18 protein-coding genes are annotated in these 17,677 nt (G+C 59.0%); 16 read left to right on the forward strand and 2 right to left on the reverse strand.

Translation table 11 applies throughout. The features are described 5' to 3' along the window. Positions 1 to 108: 108 nt before the first annotated feature. Complete coding sequence (ilvA, locus tag KJQ12_RS00655; RefSeq protein WP_015253510.1) at positions 109 to 1,377, reverse strand: threonine ammonia-lyase IlvA; 1,269 nt, start codon at positions 1,375 to 1,377, stop codon at positions 109 to 111. 345 nt (positions 1,378 to 1,722) lie between these two features. On the opposite strand from ilvA, the gene KJQ12_RS00660 reads away from it, so the two are divergent. From KJQ12_RS00660 to KJQ12_RS00685, 6 genes are all read left to right on the forward strand, one after another. Next, on the forward strand, positions 1,723 to 1,893 hold the full coding sequence (locus KJQ12_RS00660; protein WP_015253511.1) for a hypothetical protein: 171 nt from the start codon (positions 1,723 to 1,725) through the stop codon (positions 1,891 to 1,893). A 219-nt stretch (positions 1,894 to 2,112) separates the two neighbouring features. Then, positions 2,113 to 2,298 (forward strand): hypothetical protein, encoded by a 186-nt coding sequence (locus tag KJQ12_RS00665; RefSeq protein WP_015253512.1) that lies wholly within the window; start codon positions 2,113 to 2,115, stop codon positions 2,296 to 2,298. A 289-nt stretch (positions 2,299 to 2,587) separates the two neighbouring features. Then, entirely contained in the window at positions 2,588 to 3,508 is a 921-nt protein-coding gene (locus KJQ12_RS00670) for a carbohydrate ABC transporter permease (protein WP_052835805.1), read from the forward strand. Further along, positions 3,505 to 4,335 (forward strand): carbohydrate ABC transporter permease, encoded by an 831-nt coding sequence (locus tag KJQ12_RS00675; RefSeq protein WP_213483059.1) that lies wholly within the window; start codon positions 3,505 to 3,507, stop codon positions 4,333 to 4,335. The genes KJQ12_RS00670 and KJQ12_RS00675 overlap by 4 nt, the downstream gene beginning before the upstream one ends. A 43-nt stretch (positions 4,336 to 4,378) precedes the next feature. Further along, the gene (locus tag KJQ12_RS00680; RefSeq protein ID WP_244860335.1) at positions 4,379 to 5,701 is read left to right on the forward strand and encodes an extracellular solute-binding protein; all 1,323 of its coding nucleotides are present in this window, start codon (positions 4,379 to 4,381) and stop codon (positions 5,699 to 5,701) included. 30 nt (positions 5,702 to 5,731) lie between these two features. Beyond that, positions 5,732 to 6,709 (forward strand): mannonate dehydratase, encoded by a 978-nt coding sequence (locus KJQ12_RS00685; protein ID WP_213483061.1) that lies wholly within the window; start codon positions 5,732 to 5,734, stop codon positions 6,707 to 6,709. A gap of 274 nt (positions 6,710 to 6,983) precedes the next feature. Here KJQ12_RS00685 and KJQ12_RS00690 read toward each other — a convergent pair whose 3' ends face one another. Further along, positions 6,984 to 7,715 (reverse strand): hypothetical protein, encoded by a 732-nt coding sequence (locus KJQ12_RS00690; RefSeq protein WP_213483062.1) that lies wholly within the window; start codon positions 7,713 to 7,715, stop codon positions 6,984 to 6,986. Between the two features lie 445 nt (positions 7,716 to 8,160). Between KJQ12_RS00690 and coxB the strand changes: the two genes are divergently transcribed. From coxB to KJQ12_RS00740, 10 genes are all read left to right on the forward strand, one after another. Then, positions 8,161 to 9,261 (forward strand): cytochrome c oxidase subunit II, encoded by a 1,101-nt coding sequence (gene coxB / locus KJQ12_RS00695; RefSeq protein WP_213483063.1) that lies wholly within the window; start codon positions 8,161 to 8,163, stop codon positions 9,259 to 9,261. A gap of 30 nt (positions 9,262 to 9,291) precedes the next feature. Continuing rightward, the gene (gene ctaD, locus KJQ12_RS00700; protein WP_483368470.1) at positions 9,292 to 11,136 is read left to right on the forward strand and encodes a cytochrome c oxidase subunit I; all 1,845 of its coding nucleotides are present in this window, start codon (positions 9,292 to 9,294) and stop codon (positions 11,134 to 11,136) included. 3 nt (positions 11,137 to 11,139) lie between these two features. Beyond that, the gene (locus KJQ12_RS00705) at positions 11,140 to 11,757 is read left to right on the forward strand and encodes a cytochrome (ubi)quinol oxidase subunit III (protein ID WP_015253520.1); all 618 of its coding nucleotides are present in this window, start codon (positions 11,140 to 11,142) and stop codon (positions 11,755 to 11,757) included. A 4-nt stretch (positions 11,758 to 11,761) separates the two neighbouring features. Next, on the forward strand, positions 11,762 to 12,082 hold the full coding sequence (locus KJQ12_RS00710; RefSeq protein WP_213483064.1) for a cytochrome C oxidase subunit IV family protein: 321 nt from the start codon (positions 11,762 to 11,764) through the stop codon (positions 12,080 to 12,082). Between the two features lie 80 nt (positions 12,083 to 12,162). After that, a complete protein-coding gene (ctaG, locus tag KJQ12_RS00715) occupies positions 12,163 to 13,080 on the forward strand; it encodes a cytochrome c oxidase assembly factor CtaG (RefSeq protein WP_213483065.1) in 918 nt (305 codons plus the stop codon). 176 nt (positions 13,081 to 13,256) lie between these two features. Beyond that, entirely contained in the window at positions 13,257 to 13,973 is a 717-nt protein-coding gene (locus KJQ12_RS00720; RefSeq protein WP_213483066.1) for a hypothetical protein, read from the forward strand. Positions 13,974 to 13,988: 15 nt separating this feature from the next. Further along, complete coding sequence (locus KJQ12_RS00725) at positions 13,989 to 14,432, forward strand: GntR family transcriptional regulator (protein WP_213483067.1); 444 nt, start codon at positions 13,989 to 13,991, stop codon at positions 14,430 to 14,432. Beyond that, the gene (locus KJQ12_RS00730; protein WP_213483068.1) at positions 14,429 to 15,367 is read left to right on the forward strand and encodes an ABC transporter ATP-binding protein; all 939 of its coding nucleotides are present in this window, start codon (positions 14,429 to 14,431) and stop codon (positions 15,365 to 15,367) included. The genes KJQ12_RS00725 and KJQ12_RS00730 overlap by 4 nt, the downstream gene beginning before the upstream one ends. Then, positions 15,364 to 16,272, forward strand: a complete 909-nt coding sequence (locus KJQ12_RS00735; protein WP_213483069.1) for an ABC transporter ATP-binding protein — start codon at positions 15,364 to 15,366, stop codon at positions 16,270 to 16,272. The genes KJQ12_RS00730 and KJQ12_RS00735 overlap by 4 nt, the downstream gene beginning before the upstream one ends. Beyond that, on the forward strand, positions 16,265 to 17,563 hold the full coding sequence (locus KJQ12_RS00740; RefSeq protein WP_213483070.1) for an ABC transporter permease: 1,299 nt from the start codon (positions 16,265 to 16,267) through the stop codon (positions 17,561 to 17,563). Before KJQ12_RS00735 ends, KJQ12_RS00740 begins: the two co-directional genes overlap by 8 nt. Positions 17,564 to 17,677: the final 114 nt, after the last annotated feature.

A 17,677-nucleotide genomic window follows, 5' to 3' on the forward strand; every position in this document is an offset into this window, starting at 1 on the left:
TTCATTCAGCCGTCGGGATGGCAGTTTATGTCTTTCCGTACCATTATAGTCAAGATCGGTTGAAAAATCATCCGACGCGGGTCGGGGCGCGGCGATGTGCGGGGAAAGTCAGATCAGAAGGTTGAACAGATGCGGATCCTTGTTCAGCTCGATGAACTGGATGCCCTTCGCGCGCATGCGGCTCACGAGCGGTTCGTAATCCTCCGGCTGCTTCAGCTCGATGCCGACGAGCGCCGGACCGCTCTCCTTGTTGTTCTTCTTCGTATATTCGAACCGGGTGATGTCGTCCGTCGGTCCGAGCACGTCGTCGAGAAATTCCCGCAGCGCGCCCGCCCGCTGCGGAAAATTGATGACGAAATAATGCTTGAGCCCTTCGAAGATCAGGGAGCGTTCCTTGATTTCCTGCATCCGGTCGACATCGTTGTTCCCCCCGCTGATGACGCAGACCACCGACTTGCCGGCGATCCGGTCCCGGCAGGCATGCAGCGCCGCCACCGTCAGGGCGCCCGCCGGCTCGACGACGATGGCGCTCTCGTTGTACAGCTCGAGAATCGTCGTGCACACCTTGCCTTCGGGGACGGCGATGACGTCGTCGAGCAGTTCGCGGCAGATGGCGAACGTCAGGTCGCCGACCCGTTTCACGGCGGCGCCGTCGACGAACTTGTCGATCTGCTCGAGCGCCCGGACTTCGCCCGCCTCGATCGATGTCCGCATGGAGGGCGCGCCCTCCGGCTCGACGCCGATCACCTGCGTCTGCGGCGATACGCTCTTGATATAGGAAGCGACGCCGGCAGCGAGACCGCCGCCGCCGATCGTCACGAATACGATATCCGGCGGCGTCTCCGCGTCTTCCAGCAGCTCAAGACCGATCGTGCCGTTGCCGGCAATGATGCGCGGATCGTCGAACGGATGGATGAACGTCATGCCGTCCTTGACGCTGGCGTTCACCGCTTCCTTGTAGGCGTCGTCGAACGTGTCGCCGACGAGCACGATCTCGACGGCATCGCCGCCGAAGAACGCGACCTGCTTCACTTTCTGCCGGGGCGTCGTGCCCGGCATGAAGATCCGGCCTTTCACGCCGAGCGTGCGGCAGGAGAACGCCACGCCTTGCGCGTGATTCCCGGCGCTTGCGGCGACGACGCCGCGGCGAAGCGCTTCTTCGTCGAGCGTCCGCATCATGTGGTACGCGCCGCGGATTTTGAACGACCGCACGACTTGCAGATCTTCCCGCTTCAGACTGACGCGGGCGCCGAATCGCTCCGACAGCACGCGGCTGTACTGCAGCGGCGTCCGCACGATGACCTCTTTCAACAACTGGTGAGCCTTGACGATGTCAGCGAGCCCCGTGCCGTTTCCGGTCTGCGTCAACTTCTCCATTTGAATGCCCCCGCTCGTGCATGATCCTGCAATAATATTACAGTTATACGCGCGTCGGCGGCGAATGTCAACCGCGGCGATGTTCGTCCGGCCGGCGGCTGAGCAACGGAACGGCGCCTGCCCGCGACCCCGCATGCCCGGCGCGGCCCGAAAAGTCCGGCCCGAAAGCCGAAACCGATGGAACGGCGAGGCGGAATTCACGTATATATACCGTGGGATGCCAGCGAAACTTACGGTTTCCGGGGCGACAAACAATTGTCAATTGAAGCGCTTTCCAACGTCCGGTATACTGAATGCAGTCCGGATGTTTCGATGATTTCCAGATCCAGAAAGGCGGGAGACACCATGTCCGACATGTGGCTCACGTACACCGGCGTGCTGTTCGGCGTCGCGGTCGCCGCCGCAGGCGTGGTTGCCTATCTGCGCATGACCCGTGCGGAGAAGCGTTCGGACGAACAGGACGGCGGCCTGAATCCGCCCGGCTCGAATATGCCGAATCGGCGGGAAGATGGTTGAATTTTCGCAAATTTCTTTGCATATCGGCGCCCGCCTGCTATAATGGAAGCATGTGCGGCATATTCCCTCCCGGCAGACATGCAAGCCGCGGCTCTGAACGAAACGAGCGAGCGTCCGCGGATGTCCGCCGCAAACGGGTTCTCATATGCCGGCATCGTTCCGTTCCCGCAAGCGTATGTTGTACGGAACGGCCATTCAAGGATTCGGGAGGGATGCGGCTTGGCAAAACGCGGCCACAACGAAGTCAAGGAAAGCCTCAGGGAGATGGCGCGCATCTATCAGCCGAAGGACGCCCGGAAGTTCGTCCGGGAATACATCCGGAAATATCGGATCACCGGTGGTTACGAAGACGAGCTTACCATGATCGTCGAACACGAACTTGACAAAATCAATTCAGCAAGTTGATGCAGAAGACTTCAGCCAGGGACGCGTATGGACGCGTCCCTTTTTCGTCCCTGTGCGGGAAATCACTTCCGTCAGCGGCGAAACGCTGGCAGCCGTCGTCCAGGAAGTCCTGAGATTCGTACAATAAATCTGAAATTCCAGTACTATTCTCTTGCATGATGCGCAAATTACAATGTAAGAAACCGAACAACTCTCGATTGGCTCGGTTGTTTGAAGCAATGGTTACAGTCGGCTGATACTGCACGAAAGGGATGATGAAGATGGGATGAACGCGCCTGCGGCTGAGACTATGAGAGCGCTTCCAAAGAAAAAATGGAAAAGCCCGATCGGGAAAGAAACCCTTCCCGGGTATATTTTTATTTCCCCCTGGCTGATCGGCTTCCTGCTGCTGACGGCATGGCCGATCGGGCAATCGCTCTACTTGTCGTTCACCGAATACTCGATGCTCAGCGCGCCGCAATGGATCGGCACCGCCAACTATGAGCGGATGTGGAGCGACGCGACGTTCTGGAAATCGCTCCGCGTCACGTTCACGTTCGTCCTGTTCGCCGTGCCGCTGCGACTCGCGTTCTCGCTGCTCGTCGCCATGCTGCTCAACCGCGCGATGCGCGGGATGAATCTGTACCGCACGCTGATCTATTTCCCGTCGCTCATCGGCGGCAGCGTGGCGGTCGCGGCGCTGTGGCGCAACATGTTCGGCGTCGACGGCTACATCAATTCGATTCTCGGCTTCTTCGGCATCCCGGGCATGGGCTGGATCTCCCACCCGGACACGGCGCTTTACACGCTGATCCTGCTGAACACCTGGCAGTTCGGGTCGACGATGGTCATTTTCCTGGCCGGCCTGAAGCAGATTCCGACGGAACTGTACGAAGCGGCTTCCGTGGACGGCGCGGGACCGGTGCGGAAATTCTTCAACGTCACGCTGCCGATGCTTTCGCCCGTCATGTTCTTCAACCTGGTGCTCACCGTCATCAACTCGTTCCAGATGTTCACGGCGGCGTTCATCATCACGAAGGGCGGCCCGGTGCAGTCGACGTACATGTACGCGCTGTTCCTGTATGAAAAAGCGTTCAAGCACTATCAGATGGGCTACGCTTCGGCGCTGGCATGGGTGCTGCTCGCCATCGTCGGCATTCTGACGGCCATCAACTTCCTGGCCTCGAAGTACTGGGTATTCTATGAGAACGAAGGGGGCGGCAAACGATGAGAATCCGCGCGTCATCCGTTCTCAACCATGCGTTCATGATTGCGTTCTCCTTCATCATGATCTATCCTGTCATCTGGTGGATCGGCGCATCCCTGAAGAAGACGGAGGAACTCCGGCTTCCGACCATCTGGCCGGAAGTGCCGATATGGGAGAACTACACGAAAGGCTGGGAGTTCTCGGCCAACTATACGTTCGGCCATTTCTTCGCGAATACGCTGCTTATGGAAGTGGGCAACGTTGTCGGCGGCGTGCTGACGGCGGCGGTCGTCGCGTTCGGTTTCGCGCGGCTGAACTTCCCGCTGCGGGGATTCTGGTTCTCGCTCATGATGTTGACGCTCATGCTGCCCGGACAAGTCACGATTGTCCCGCAGTACATTCTGTACAACACGTTCGGTTTCGTCGACAGCTACGTGCCGCTTGTGCTGCCGCACTTCTTCGGCGGCGGGGCATTCTTCATCTTCCTGCTCGTCCAGTTCATCCGCGGCATTCCGCGCGATCTGGACGAGGCGGCGAAGATCGACGGCGCCTCCATTTACGGCATTTTCGGCCGGATCATCTTCCCGCTGATCAAGCCGGCGCTGGTGACGGTCGGGATCTTCACGTTCATCTGGAGCTGGGACGATTTCTTCTCGCAGATGCTGTACCTCAGTTCGGTCGACAAATTCACGGTCGGTCTGGCGCTGCGGATGTTCATTGACCAGTTCGAAGTGCAATGGGGTCAGCTTCTGGCCATGTCGCTGCTCTCGATCGTGCCGTCCGTGCTCATTTTCTTCTTCGCGCAGAAACATTTCGTCGAGGGGATCGCGACCACCGGCTTGAAAGGTTGAGGCGAAGGGAGTGCGCTGCAGAAAAATGGGAAAAGCGACAGCCATGAGAAAAGCGGTCACATGGCTCGCTGCGGCCGTGCTGCTGCTGGCCGCGTGCAGCGCAGGAGAAGGCGATCGCGACAGATCTTCGGAAATGCGGCAGCCCGCCACCGGGCTGCCGGAAGCGGACATGAACCGCCAGGTCGAGCTGGGATTCATCTGGTGGGGACCGGAGGAACGCCACAAGGCGACGCTTGCGGCGCTGGAAGTGTACACGGCGCAGCATCCGAACGTGACGTTCAAGCCGGAATATATGGCTTGGGAAGCTTACTGGAAGAAGCTTCCCTCCCTTGCCGCGTCGAAAACGGTGCCGGACGTGCTGCAGATGGATGCGGCCTATATCCAGGACTACGTATCGCGCGGCATCATGGCCGATCTGTCGGACATTGATCTTACGGGCATCGTTCCTGATCAGATTCTGGAGAACGTCAAGATCAACGGCAAGCTGTACGGCGTTCCGCTCTCGTACAATGCCCAGGGCATCGCTTACAATCGCGCGGAACTCGAAGCGGCGGGCATTCCGCTGCCGTGGAAGGGCTGGACCTGGGAAGAGTTTTTCGACTGGGCGCGCGATGCGAAAACGAAGCTGCCTCCGGACCGCTATCCGATCGGCGACAGCACCAGCGCCTGGGACTGGTTCCAATGGTATCAGGCCTCGTACGGCGGCGGGGCGATCATGTCGCCGGACGGCCGGGAGTTCCATCTCGACCGGGAGCTGTTCTTCGAATACCACACGATACTGGCCGATCTGCGCCGCAGCAATGTCGTGCCCCCCGCGGACGTCTCGCTTACGTTCCTCGAGAATGATCCGCTGGCCGATCAGATGACTTCGGGCAAGGTCTTGACCCGCGGCGCGACGGTCGGCTCGATTGAGACGCTCGAGCAGCTCATGCCGGGCAAGGTCGACGTCGTCAATGTGCCGGTCGGTCCGGCGGGCGGCGGCTGGGCGCAGCCGACAATCTTCCTTGGCGTCTATGCGGACAGCGACGAGCTTGCGCATGCGAAGCGGTTCGTCAAATGGTTCATCACCGACAGGGAGGCGGGCAGGACGCTCGGGCTTACCCGCGGCATCCCGATCTATGAGGAGATCTACAAGGAGCTGGAACCGAATCTCGAGCCGAAAGACCGGCTGGGCAAGGTGCTGGCGGACGTCGCGGCGGATTACGCGATGCCGTTCTACGCCGCCGGCGCCGGTTTCACGGAATGGGTGGACGCATATAAACTGACGATGGAAGCCGTCATGTTCGGCCAGAAGTCATTGGAGGACGCCTACGCCGAATTGAACGCGCTCGGCGAATCCATCGCGAAGCAGAACCGAAACCGGTAAGCCATTACCACACGGAAGGAAGATCGGACGATGAAGCTGGCGGAATTTTTGGGCACGAGACCGAATCAATTGTGGCGGCTGGGCAGACAGATGGGGCTGGATTATGCGGTGACGGGGCTTCCTTTTGATGAAAAGCACGAGAAGCCGTGGGACCTGATGCCGCTCATCCGGATGAAACAGCGGTTCAAGGACGCGGGTTACGAGCTGCTCGTCATCGAGTCGATGCCGCCGTCCAACAACATCAAGCTTGGCACCGAAGGCCGCGACGAAGAGATCGAGATCTTCAAGCAGTTCATCACGAATATGGGCGCAGCCGGCATTCCGGTGCTCTGCTACAACTTCATGGCGCAGTTCAACTGGTTCCGCACGTCGACGACGACGGTGACGCGCGGCGGCGCGCTGGTCTCCAGCTATGACCATTCGCTGATGGAAGGCGCACCTCTGACCGAGGCGGGCGAAGTGTCGGAAGACCGACTGTGGGAAAATCTGAAATACTTCATGAAGCAGATCGTTCCCGTGGCGGAGAAGGCGAAGGTCAAGTTGGCCCTTCATCCGGACGATCCGCCGATCTCGCCGATTCGCGGCGTGTCCCGCATTCTGCGCAGCGCCGACGCGCTGCAGCAGGCGATCGACCTGGTGCCGAGCGAGTACAACGGCATCACGCTGTGCCAGGGGACGCTGGCGACGGCCGGCGAGGACATTCCGGCGACGATCCGCCGCTTCGCGAAGCAGGACAAGCTGTTCTTCGTTCATTTCCGCGATGTGAAGGGAACGCCGGAGAAGTTCGAAGAGACGTTCCATGACGACGGCAAGACGGATATGTATGAAGCGATGAAGACGTATTATGAAGTCGGATTCGACGGCCCCGCCCGTCCGGACCATGTGCCGACGATGGACAGCGAGACGAACGAAAACCCGGGCTACGAGACGCTCGGCCGCCTGTATGGCGTCGGCTACATCAAAGGACTGATGGAAGCGGCGCAGAAAGAGCTCGGCCTGAACCGGTAAGTAGGCTTTGGGAGTGACAAGCGAAGATTCTTCCTTTATTTCGCGGATACGGGGCGTTCCGTCCGAGATTAGAGGAAGATTCTTCGCCTAATTTTTTGAAATCGTTTGATATGCGCCGATTCGGGAAAAATAAGCGAAGCTGCTTCTTCTATTTCGGCCGGATTGTTGAAATCCGACAAAATAGGCGAAGCTGCTTCGCTTATTCGCGGGCGCCGGCCATTCCGGCGTCCGGATCCGGCAAGTCTCTACCATTAATATGATGTGCAGTCCGGTTTCATTGCGCGCCGCGGGCGGCTTTCCGGGCTTTCAGTTCCCTGAGCGGAGTCGGCATCGTCTTGCCGCCGGCGAACTGGTGTTTCACCAGTGTGTTGAACGCGTCGATCCAGGGCGCAAGCGACCGTCCGGCCCAGGCTTCCTTCGCGTATTCGTTCAGTTCGTTGACGAAATCCATGTTGGCGGAAATGTGCACTTCTTCGACCCGGGGCGCAAGACCGCGGATGCGGCCCGCGATCGTCTGCTTCAGTTCCTCGGACAGTTCATGATGATCGTTCACGGTGAAATACGAATTGTAGGGCGTCGCAGCCTGGCTGCCGTTCCAGTACGGGCTCCCCGTGTCGAAGTTGTACACGCCTTCGCCGAAGCCGCCCATGTCCTGGTCGATGCGCCTGTCTCCGCCGTTCTTGATCGTGCCGACGCCCGTCCAGTCAAGCATGATGCCGGCATACGCGTTCTTGTCCGTAAGCATGACGATGGCGCCCGCCACGCCGTTCACCCGCGACACTTCGTTCGACAGCAGGCTGCTGTATTCCACCCACCGGTTGTCGTGCTGCCGCGGGTCCGCGGTCTTCGAGCCGTACATGCGCGCGCCGAGCATCTTCGGATCGTTCGGCTTTCGGGAACCGTAGTCGTATGTGCTGCTCTCGAATTTGTTCTTGTAAGCCGTGCACCCGGCCGGAAGGACGGCGAGCGCCGCGGCCAGAACGGCATGCGCGAGCTTGCGGGTCATGCGAATGCACCTCCGGATATGGCCCTCATTCTTGGATGTAGGTTTCGCGGCCGGACAGGCGGAATATGCGCGGGGGCGGCATACATAATTCGCCATGAAAACAGCGATAATGGAACTGTTGAAAGGCGAGCCGGAGCGTCCTGTCCACGGCCGTTCGAGCAGCTTCCGGAGGGCTCGTCCGGATGTCCGGAAACGGCGCTGCGGCGCCATTTTTGACGGCTTTGAGAACAATTTGTGAACTTGCCCGGTATCGTTGACAATCGATGGACCAAACTCTTATATTTAATAAAGTGATTGGCCTGTGAGAATTGTCACAGAAATGCTGTGTGAATTATCACAGAATATCTGTGCGAAATGTCACAGAACGACGGGAAACACGCAGTTTGCCGCCAGCCGCGCCAAGACAGGCAACTGTGAATACGGAAGAAGCGGGGTTGATTTGTGTATGAAGAAACGGTGGCTTAAGTGGCTGCGCCTGACGACTCTGCTTGCGGGAGCCGCGCTGCTCCTGTCGGCATGCGGACGCGCGGATCTGTCGGCGCTGAATCCGCAAGGTGCAGTGGCCAAAGAGCAGCTTGATCTCATGAAGATTTCGATCTCGATCATGACGCTGGTCGTCGTCGTCGTGTTCTTGATCGCGATCTACGTGCTGTTCCGTTTCCGCCGCCGTCCGGGGAATGACGGTATCCCCGTCCAGGTCGAGGGGAATCATAAATTGGAAATCGTATGGACGGTCATTCCGCTGATTCTGCTTGTCATTCTCGGCGTTCCGACCGTGCAGACGGTATTCGCGCAGGCGCAGGATCACAGCAAGGACGAGAACGCGGTTATCGTCAAAGTGACCGCGCACCAATATTGGTGGGAATTCGAGTATCCGGAAGAAGGCATCGTGACCGCGCAGGAGCTGGTCGTGCCGGTGGACAGCCGGATCGTCATCGAAGCGAAGACGGCAGACGTGCTGCACTCGTTCTGGATTCCCGCGCTGGCGGGCAAGATCGACACGAACCCCGCCGGCAACGTGAACCGCATGTTCTTCGATACGCCGGACAAGACGGGTATCTTCCTCGGCAAATGCGCCGAGCTGTGCGGTCCTTCCCACGCCTTGATGGACTTCAAGGTGAAGGTCGTGGATGATGAATCGTACGCGAACTGGCTCGCGGCAATGAAGGCGCCTGCGGTGCTGCCTGAAGATCCGGCCATTGCGGACGCGTTCCAGAAGAAATGTCTCTCCTGCCACGCGGTAGGCGAGCTCGGCGGCCCGGTATACCCGAACCTGACGGGCATCGGCGACCGCGAGACGGTTGCGGGCATTCTGGTCAACACGGACAACCCGCAATATTGGAATGAAGGTTCCGTATATGAGAACATTTACAGATGGCTCGAAGATCCGCAAAAAATCAAGCCCGGCAACGCGATGCCTAAGGTGGAACTGACGCAGGAAGAGCTTGAAGGCATTTCCCGCTATCTCGCGGATTACAAGCTCAACTACGAGTCCGAGGAACTGAAGAACAACGACGCCACTTCCGACAAGGAAGAAAGGCAATAATACAGCGGGGATTCAAAGGAGGTTCTACCCTTGGCTCACGGTTCGCACGCGGTGAAGCGCTATACCGGCATCATGGACTGGCTGACCACCGTTGACCACAAGAAGATCGGCATCCTGTATCTTCTGGCCGGAGGTTTCTTCTTCCTGATCGGCGGTCTGGAAGCTGTCTTGATCCGGATTCAATTGTGGAAACCACTCAATGATTTTGTCAGTCCCGATACATTCAACCAACTGATTACGATGCACGGCACGACGATGATCTTCCTGGCGGTTATGCCGGTCATCTTCGGACTAATGAACTGCATCGTGCCGCTCCAGATCGGGGCGCGGGACGTGGCGTTCCCGTTCCTGAACGCGCTCGGCTTCTGGACGTTCTTCTTCGGCGGCGTGCTGCTGAATGTCAGCTGGTTCCTCGGCGGTGCGCCGGACGCCGGCTGGACGTCTTACGTTCCGCTGGCGAGCACGACATTCAGCGACGGCCCGGGCGTGGACTACTATGTGCTCGGTCTGCAGATTTCCGGTATCGGTACGCTGCTCGGCGGCATCAACTTCCTGGTGACGATCATCAACATGCGCGCACCGGGCATGAGCTTCATGCGGATGCCGATGTTCACCTGGGCATCGTTCGTGACGTCCATGCTCATTCTGCTCGCCTTCCCGGCGCTGACGGTCGGTCTGGTCGCGCTGATGTTCGACCGGATCTTCGAAGGCAATTTCTTCGACCCGAGCGCGGGCGGCAACATCATGCTCTGGGAGCATATCTTCTGGATTTTCGGACATCCTGAAGTTTATATTCTGATCCTGCCGGCCTTCGGCATCATCTCGGAAGTTGTCACGACGTTCTCGCGCAAGCGGCTGTTCGGTTACAGCTCGATGGTGTTCGCCACGGTCCTGATCGGCTTCCTTGGCTTCATGGTCTGGGCGCACCACATGTTCACGTCGGGCCTCGGTCCGGTCGCGAACGCGCTGTTCTCGATCGCGACGATGCTGATCGCCGTTCCGACGGGCATCAAGGTGTTCAACTGGCTGTTCACGCTGTGGGGCGGCTCGATCAAGTTCACGGCACCGATGCTGTTCGCCATCGGGTTCATCCCGACCTTCGTCATGGGCGGTGTCACCGGGGTCATGCTGGCGGCAGCGCCGGCGGACTATCAATACCATGACTCGTACTTCGTCGTCGCGCACTTCCACTATACGATTGTCGGCGGTCTGGTGTCCGGCCTGTTCGCAGGGGTGCACTACTGGTGGCCGAAGATTTTCGGGCGCAAGCTCAATGAGACGCTCGGCAAGACGACGTTCTGGTTCTTCATCATCGGCTTCCATATGACGTTCCTGATCCAGCACTTCCTCGGGCTGCTCGGCATGCCGCGCCGGATCTTCACGTATCTGGACGGTCTCGGCTTCAACGAGATGAACCTGATCAGCACGATCGGCGCGATGCTGATGGGCATCGGGGTCATCTGCTTCGTGATCAACGTCTTCGTCACGTCGGCGAAGCCGAAACACGCGACGAACGACCCGTGGGAAGACGGGCGGACGCTGGAATGGGCGATCGCATCGCCGGCTCCGGAGTACAACTTCGCGCAGCTGCCGCTTATCCGCGGGTATGACGCATACTGGAAGGAAAAGCGGGAGGGCAACAAGGAGATGCAGCCGGCCGAGCCGCTCGGTCCGATCCATATGCCGTCTCCGTCGATCCTGCCGTTCTTCATGTCGGTTGGCTTGTTCATCTCCGGCTTCGGCTTCATTTTCCACCAGTATGTCGTAGCCGGTATCGGACTCGCCATCACGCTGGGTTGCATGTTCCTGCGTTCGGTCATTGAAGACCATGGTTACCATATCGAACCGGAAGAAATTCAGGCCAAGGGGGTTTAAAGCATGAGCGGACACTCGCATGCAGACGGCGTTCTGCCTCACGAACCGGAGAAGGCGACGCTTGAAGGCCGCAACAAGGTGCTCGGCTTCTGGCTCTTCCTTGGCGGTGAAACGGTCCTGTTCGGTACGCTGTTCTCGGTATTCATCGCCCTGCGCGATCAGGTGAACGGCGGCCCGACGGCCAACGAACTGTTCTCCCTGACGATCGTCGCCATCGCGACGCTGATCCTGCTCACCTCGAGCTTGACGAGCGTCTTCGCCATCCAGGCGATGCATCGCAACGAGCCGAAGGCCATGGTGGGCTGGCTGCTCGTAACGGTTCTGTTCGGCCTCGCGTTCCTCGGCCTCGAGATTTACGAGTTCGTCGAATATGCGCATGAAGGCCATACCTTCGCGGCCAGTGCCTTCAGCACCTCGTTCTATACGCTGGTCGGGTTCCACGGCGGTCACGTTGCATTCGGCATTCTCTGGATCTCGCTGCTGATCTGGCAAGTGCTGAGACGCGGACTCACCGTCGTCACCGCGCCGAAGATTTACATCGCCGGTCTGTACTGGCACTTCATTGACGTCGTGTGGGTATTCATCTTTACCGTCGTCTATCTGATGGGTAAGGTGGGATGAGCAAATGACAGCCGAACATGCAACTGCCGTCGAGCAGCCGAAGAAGCGCGTCAAGCATGAAGGCCCGAAAAAGCATATCATCGCCTACATTTTCTCGCTGGTCTTGACGATTCTCGCGTTTGCGACCGTCATTACGGGCGAAGTGAGTGTCAATTTCGTTTACGTTATGCTGGTGCTGATGGCGGGCGTACAGGTGTTCATTCAGATGGCTTTCTGGATGCACATGAAAGACCGCGGGCATCTGTTCCCGATCATCGGGATCTTGAGCGGAGTCATCATCGTGTTCACGATGATCATCATGGCCGTCTACTGGGCATGGTGGTAATGCGGCAATGGAGAAGAGGCGCGTCTTGGCGGATCGCCTCTTCTTTTCTTTAGAACCGGAAATGGAGGTGCGGATTTCCGATGTTGCCGGACCTGTCTTATTTCACCTTCGAAGAGTTGTGGAGCCCGTTCTTCTTTTTCGGGGTGGCCCTCGCCGCAATCGGTTATCTGTACTGGATCGGCCCGTGGCGGGAGAAGCATCTGCCCGATGAGCCGGCGGTGCCCGCATCGCGGCGGATGCTTGCGCTGTGCGGATTTGCGCTCTTCTATCTCGCGCAGGGCGGACCGCTGGAACTGCTCGGCCATCTGAATTTCATGTTCCACATGATCAATATGTCGCTGTCCTATCTGATCGTGCCGCCGCTCATCCTGCTCGGCACGCCGGCGTTTGTATGGCGCAAGCTGTTCGGCGCCGTCTTCTGGCGCAGGTTCAGATGGGCCGCGAATCCGATTTTCACACTGCTGCTCTTCAACGGTCTGTTCTCGTTCTATCACGTCCCGGTCGTGCACGACTACATCATGACGCATTACACGGTGCATGCCGTCTACTATGCCGTCCTGCTGATCGCGGCGTTCCTCATGTGGTGGCATGTGACGAGTCCGGTGCCCGAATGGAACCGGCTTACCGATCTGCGCAAAATGGGCTACATCTTCGCGAACGGCCTCTTGCTCACACCGGCGTGCGCGCTGATCATTTTCGCCGGCGAGCCGCTCTACCGGGTATATACGGATCCGGCCATTTGGGCGAACGCCATGGGATACTGCGTCAGCGGCAGCGGCGAGGCGCTGCTCGCGCTGGTTGACGGCCCGTCGGCCTTCACCATGCTCGGTCCGTTCGAAGATCAGCAGTCCGGCGGGATCATCATGAAGCTCGTGCAGGAAGTGATGTACGGCTCGATTCTGGCCTATGTGTTCTACCAATGGTTCCGGAAAGAGCGCGACGCGGAAGAAGGCGTGTCCGCCGCGGCTCCGGCCGGAAGCCGGGGGAACCGTTCCTGACCATTGCTACCGCAAAGCCCTGTCAACCGTATTTCCGGTTGGCAGGGCTTATTTTACATGTGCCGGGTGGAAAAAGTTCGAAAAAGGGATTGACGTTAAGTGTGCTTTGCGTGTATAGTGTGTATAAGGATATACACAGTATAAACGGCAGAAGCAAAGGAGGCTGGACAGACGGCATGTGGCAAGATGCATGGCGGATTGCAAAATACGAATTCCGCATATCCTGGCGCGGCTATCTGATCACGCTGCTCTTGCTTGCGTACACTTCGTTTTTCACCAGCGTGATGCTGTACGGCCACCTGGTCAACGATGAGGAATTCCGGATGGAATGGAATATTGATCTCGGTTATTTCTGCATGCTGCCGCTCTTCGGGTTTCTGATGAACCAGACCATGTTCCGTTACCGGAAAGAGGACACATATTCCCGAAAGCTGGCGGAATGGCACACGATGCCGATCGGCGTCAGCCAGATCATCGCGGGCCGGATGCTGCTGCTCATCCTCGTGCTGCTTGTGAACTGGATCTTGTTCTTCGGCATTCAGTACGCGGTCCTTGAAGAACTGCGCGCACGGCTCGATCCGGCTGAATTTGTCATCTACGCCTTGATCTGGCTCGGTTACAGCCTCTTTGCGGCCGCCGTGTTCGTGTACTTGGAGCTCGGCTTTCCCGGACGCGTCTACTTCTTCCTGTGCTTCGTCTATGTGTCCGTCATCGCTCTGATTACGCTGACCCTGGCGCTGAGCGGCAGAAGCGCAATCGTGATGAGCCTGGCGGCGGCTGCCGACCGAAGCTGGGAGACCGCCGCGCTGTCGCTGGCGGCCGCGGCAGTGGGAGTCGCCGGACTCGTCGCGCTGCTGCATCGCCGCATCAGCAGGCGAAGCTTCTGGACTTGAGGGGCGGTGAGCCGGATGTGGATGTCCATCCAACTGAACGAATACAGTGCCGAACCGCTGTACCATCAGATCGAAGTTCAGCTTCGGGCGCTCATCGTGAGCGGCCAGCTGAGCGAAGGCACGATGTTGCCGTCCATCCGGGAGATGGCGCAGCATCTGAAATGCAGCGTCATCACGATCCGGCGCGTCTATCAGGATCTCGAAGCGGAAGGACTGCTCGTTACCCGTCAGGGTACGGGAACGTTCGTCGCGAAGGTCAACCCGGAGGAGCGCCGCCGGCATCGGCTGGATGCGGTGACGACGGCCATGCGCGAAGCGGTGGCCGCGGGGCTGCGGGTGCAGTGCAGCGACGACGAGCTGCGGGAATTGTTCGAGACCGTGCTGCATGAGGCGAGGGCGAATCGTTCCCCGCCGGGGGAAGAAGGATATGGAGAGTGCGGGAAGGAGGATGAGGGATGAACGGACAAGGCGGAACGGCGGTGCGCATGACGGGCGTGAGGCTGAGACAGCCGCATTTTCAACTCGGACCGATTCATCTGGAGGTGCCCGCGGGCTTTGTCACGGCGATCGTCGGACCGAACGGCTCCGGCAAGAGCACGACGTTTCGGCTCATGCTCGATCTGACGAAACCGGACGAAGGCGGCATCGAAGTGCTCGGCCGGACGATCGGGAACGGCAAGTCGATCGAGCTGCTGAAGCGCGTCGGCTACCTCCCCGAAGAGCCTTACCGCCACGACAATGTCATCCGGGGCATGGACAAGGCGGAGTTCTACAAACATTGGTATCCCGACTGGGACGTCAACCATTACCGGGAGCTGCTGCGGCTGTTCGAGGTGGATCATTCGATCAGGCTCGGCAAAATGTCAAAGGGCATGCGGCGAAAATTCGATCTTGCGCTCACGCTCTCCCATCACCCGGACCTGCTGCTGCTCGACGAGCCTTCCTCCGGACTCGACCCGCTCGCATGGCGGACGATGATCGAGCTGCTGCATCGCTATATGGAATCCGGGGACCGCACGATTCTGATCGCTTCGCATGTCGTGGAAGAAGTGAAACGGCTGGCCGATTTCATCGTGTTCATGGTAAACGGCAAAGTGCTCGGCATGTATGAGAAAGACGAGCTGCTCACCGGGTGGCACCAGTTCTACTTCCCGGGCGGCTATGAGAAATGGCGCGCCGTGCTGTCCGAAATGCCGGGGCTGGCCGGGCTGGAGGATGCCGGCGGGGTCGTCCGCGCGGTGACGAGTTCGGCGAGGGAAGCCGACGCCTGGATCGCTGCCAGGGAGCTCGTGCCGGCCGGGCGGAAGTCGATGGAACTTGACGATATTCTCGCCGTATTGGTGGAACGGGAGAAGCGGCAGAGGCAGTATGGAATGAAAGGAGTCGTGCAATGAGTACGTTGCAAGTCGAACGAATCGTAAAGCAATTCGGGGACAAGACGGCCGTGAACGGCATCAGCTTCAAGGCCGAAGCGGGCGAAATCTACGGTCTGCTCGGTGCGAACGGCGCCGGCAAGACGACGACGATGCGGATGGTGCTCGGGCTGATCATGCCGGACAGCGGCAGCATCCTGTATCACGGCAAGCCGTACAGCCGCGAGCAATTGCGGGACCTCGGCTATCTGCCGGAAGAACGCGGCCTCTATCCGAAAGTGAAAGTCAGCGACCAGGTGATCTATCTGGCGAGGCTCCGCGGCGTGTCCGCGAAGGAGGCGGACCGGCGGCTCAAGGAATGGCTCGAACGGTTCAACGTGCCGGAGTATTACGACAAGAAAGTCGAAGAGTTGTCCAAGGGCAACCAGCAGAAGATCCAGTTCATTTCCGCCGTCATTCACGATCCGTCCATTCTCGTACTGGATGAGGCGTTCAGCGGCCTCGACCCGGTCAACGTCGAACTGCTCAAGGCGGCGGTGAAAGAACTGCGCGACAAGGGCAAGACGATTCTGTTCTCGACGCACCGGATGGAGCATGTGGAAGAGTTGTGCCGCAACATTACGATTTTGCACCGGTCGAACGTCGTGCTGCAGGGCAGCCTCCGCGAGATCAAGAAGCAGTTCCCGCGCGAACGGGTGATCGTGCGGCTGGAAGACGACCGGGCCATCGAAGGCCTGGAGACGATTGCGGGCGTCCGGAGCGCCGCGAAGCTGGAATCGGGCTACGAGGTGCTGATCGACCGGCCCGATGCCGCGCAGGCGATTCTCGATCACGCGCGGCAACAGGGAGATGTCGTGCGGTTCGAGCTGATGGAGCCGACGCTGAACGAAATCTTTATCCGATCGGTGGGTGAGAACATTGAATAATCTTTGGACGGTCATGTCCTTCAGCATGCGCAACAAGCTGAGGACGAAAAGCTTCATCGTCACGACGATCATCATTTCGCTCCTTCTGTGCATCGCGGTCAATCTGCCTTACATCATTTCGAAATTCGCGAAAAACGACGAGCCGGACCGCATCGGCTTCGTGGAAAATGAAGCACCCGCCGTGACGGAAAGACTGCAGGCTTATTACGGCAGCCAGGAGAAGCCGGATATCGAACTGGTCGGCTACCCGGACGCCGGTTCGGCCGAAGCGAACGACGCCGCGATGAAGGAGCGGGTCAAGAACAAGGAAATCAAGGGCTACCTCGACTTTGAAACGGAAGGACGGACGTTCCCGGCCGTCACCTACAAGTCGGAGAAACTGATGGACACGGGCAGGACGTCTTCCCTGTCGGGCGCGCTGCAGGCGATCAAGGCCGACATCATTCTGTCGGACGCGAATCTGACGGAAGAACAGCGCACGGCGCTGGCGGAGCCGGTTCGCGTCGAGACGGTGCAGATCACCACGGCTGAAGGCGCGGGCTCGATCGGGGATCAAGGCAAGACGGTGGAGGAACAGGCGCTGGCGTTCGGTCTGGTCTATGCGCTCATCATCGTGCTGTTCATGGGCATCATGATTACCGGCCAGCTGATCGCGACGGAGATCACCGCCGAGAAAAGCTCGCGCGTCATGGAAATTCTCGTGACGAGCGTGGCGCCGCTGACCCAGATGTTCGGCAAAATCTTCGGCATGTTTCTGGTCGGGCTGCTGCAAATCGGCATCTATGCCGCGGTCGTCGTCATCAACGTCATGCTGCCCCACAACCAGGAGATGCTCAAGGAGCTGGACCTCAATCTTTCCAGCGTGGACCCGATGCTGCTCGTCTTTGCCGTCATCTTCTATCTGCTGGGGTACTTCCTCTATTCGACGCTGTACGCCGCGGTCGGTTCGATCGTGAGCCGGACGGAGGAGCTCGGTCAGGCGGTCGTGCCGTTGACGATGCTGTCGCTTGCGGCATTCTACATCGGCATTTTCGGCATTCAGCAGCCGCAGTCGAGCTTCGTGGAAGTGACGTCGTTCATTCCGTTCTTCACGCCGTTCGTCATGTTCCTGCGGATCGGATTGGCCGACCCCGCCCTGTGGGAAGTGCTGCTGTCGCTGGGCCTCCTTCTCGCGTCGATTCTGGTGCTCGGCTGGCTGTCGGCGAAAATCTACCGCACCGGCGTGCTGATGTACGGCAAGCGTCCGTCCATCAAGGAGCTCATCAAAGCGATGAAGGCCTACAAAGTCTGACGGCGAAAATGTTGCAAGCCATTCGGCAATCGCCAACGGCCGGCCCCCTTCGCGGGGGCCGGCCGTTTCACGTTTTGTTATGAATCTGATGTTTTTGTTATCTACCGGGAGCAT

It is taken from the genome of Thermobacillus xylanilyticus, assembly GCF_907165215.1.
Classification (GTDB): domain Bacteria; phylum Bacillota; class Bacilli; order Paenibacillales; family Paenibacillaceae; genus Thermobacillus; species Thermobacillus xylanilyticus.

Excerpts from the sequence above, each read along its gene's own strand:
- ilvA (WP_015253510.1), bottom strand. The coding sequence starts at position 1,377 with ATGGAGAAGTTGACGCAGACCGGAAACGGCACGGGGCTCGCTGACATC.
- KJQ12_RS00660 (WP_015253511.1), top strand. The coding sequence starts at position 1,723 with ATGTCCGACATGTGGCTCACGTACACCGGCGTGCTGTTCGGCGTCGCG.
- KJQ12_RS00670 (WP_052835805.1), top strand. The coding sequence starts at position 2,588 with ATGAGAGCGCTTCCAAAGAAAAAATGGAAAAGCCCGATCGGGAAAGAA.
- KJQ12_RS00675 (WP_213483059.1), top strand. The coding sequence starts at position 3,505 with ATGAGAATCCGCGCGTCATCCGTTCTCAACCATGCGTTCATGATTGCG.
- KJQ12_RS00680 (WP_244860335.1), top strand. The coding sequence starts at position 4,379 with ATGAGAAAAGCGGTCACATGGCTCGCTGCGGCCGTGCTGCTGCTGGCC.
- KJQ12_RS00685 (WP_213483061.1), top strand. The coding sequence starts at position 5,732 with ATGAAGCTGGCGGAATTTTTGGGCACGAGACCGAATCAATTGTGGCGG.
- KJQ12_RS00690 (WP_213483062.1), bottom strand. The coding sequence starts at position 7,715 with ATGACCCGCAAGCTCGCGCATGCCGTTCTGGCCGCGGCGCTCGCCGTC.
- coxB (WP_213483063.1), top strand. The coding sequence starts at position 8,161 with ATGAAGAAACGGTGGCTTAAGTGGCTGCGCCTGACGACTCTGCTTGCG.
- KJQ12_RS00705 (WP_015253520.1), top strand. The coding sequence starts at position 11,140 with ATGAGCGGACACTCGCATGCAGACGGCGTTCTGCCTCACGAACCGGAG.
- KJQ12_RS00710 (WP_213483064.1), top strand. The coding sequence starts at position 11,762 with ATGACAGCCGAACATGCAACTGCCGTCGAGCAGCCGAAGAAGCGCGTC.
- ctaG (WP_213483065.1), top strand. The coding sequence starts at position 12,163 with ATGTTGCCGGACCTGTCTTATTTCACCTTCGAAGAGTTGTGGAGCCCG.
- KJQ12_RS00720 (WP_213483066.1), top strand. The coding sequence starts at position 13,257 with ATGTGGCAAGATGCATGGCGGATTGCAAAATACGAATTCCGCATATCC.
- KJQ12_RS00725 (WP_213483067.1), top strand. The coding sequence starts at position 13,989 with ATGTGGATGTCCATCCAACTGAACGAATACAGTGCCGAACCGCTGTAC.
- KJQ12_RS00730 (WP_213483068.1), top strand. The coding sequence starts at position 14,429 with ATGAACGGACAAGGCGGAACGGCGGTGCGCATGACGGGCGTGAGGCTG.
- KJQ12_RS00735 (WP_213483069.1), top strand. The coding sequence starts at position 15,364 with ATGAGTACGTTGCAAGTCGAACGAATCGTAAAGCAATTCGGGGACAAG.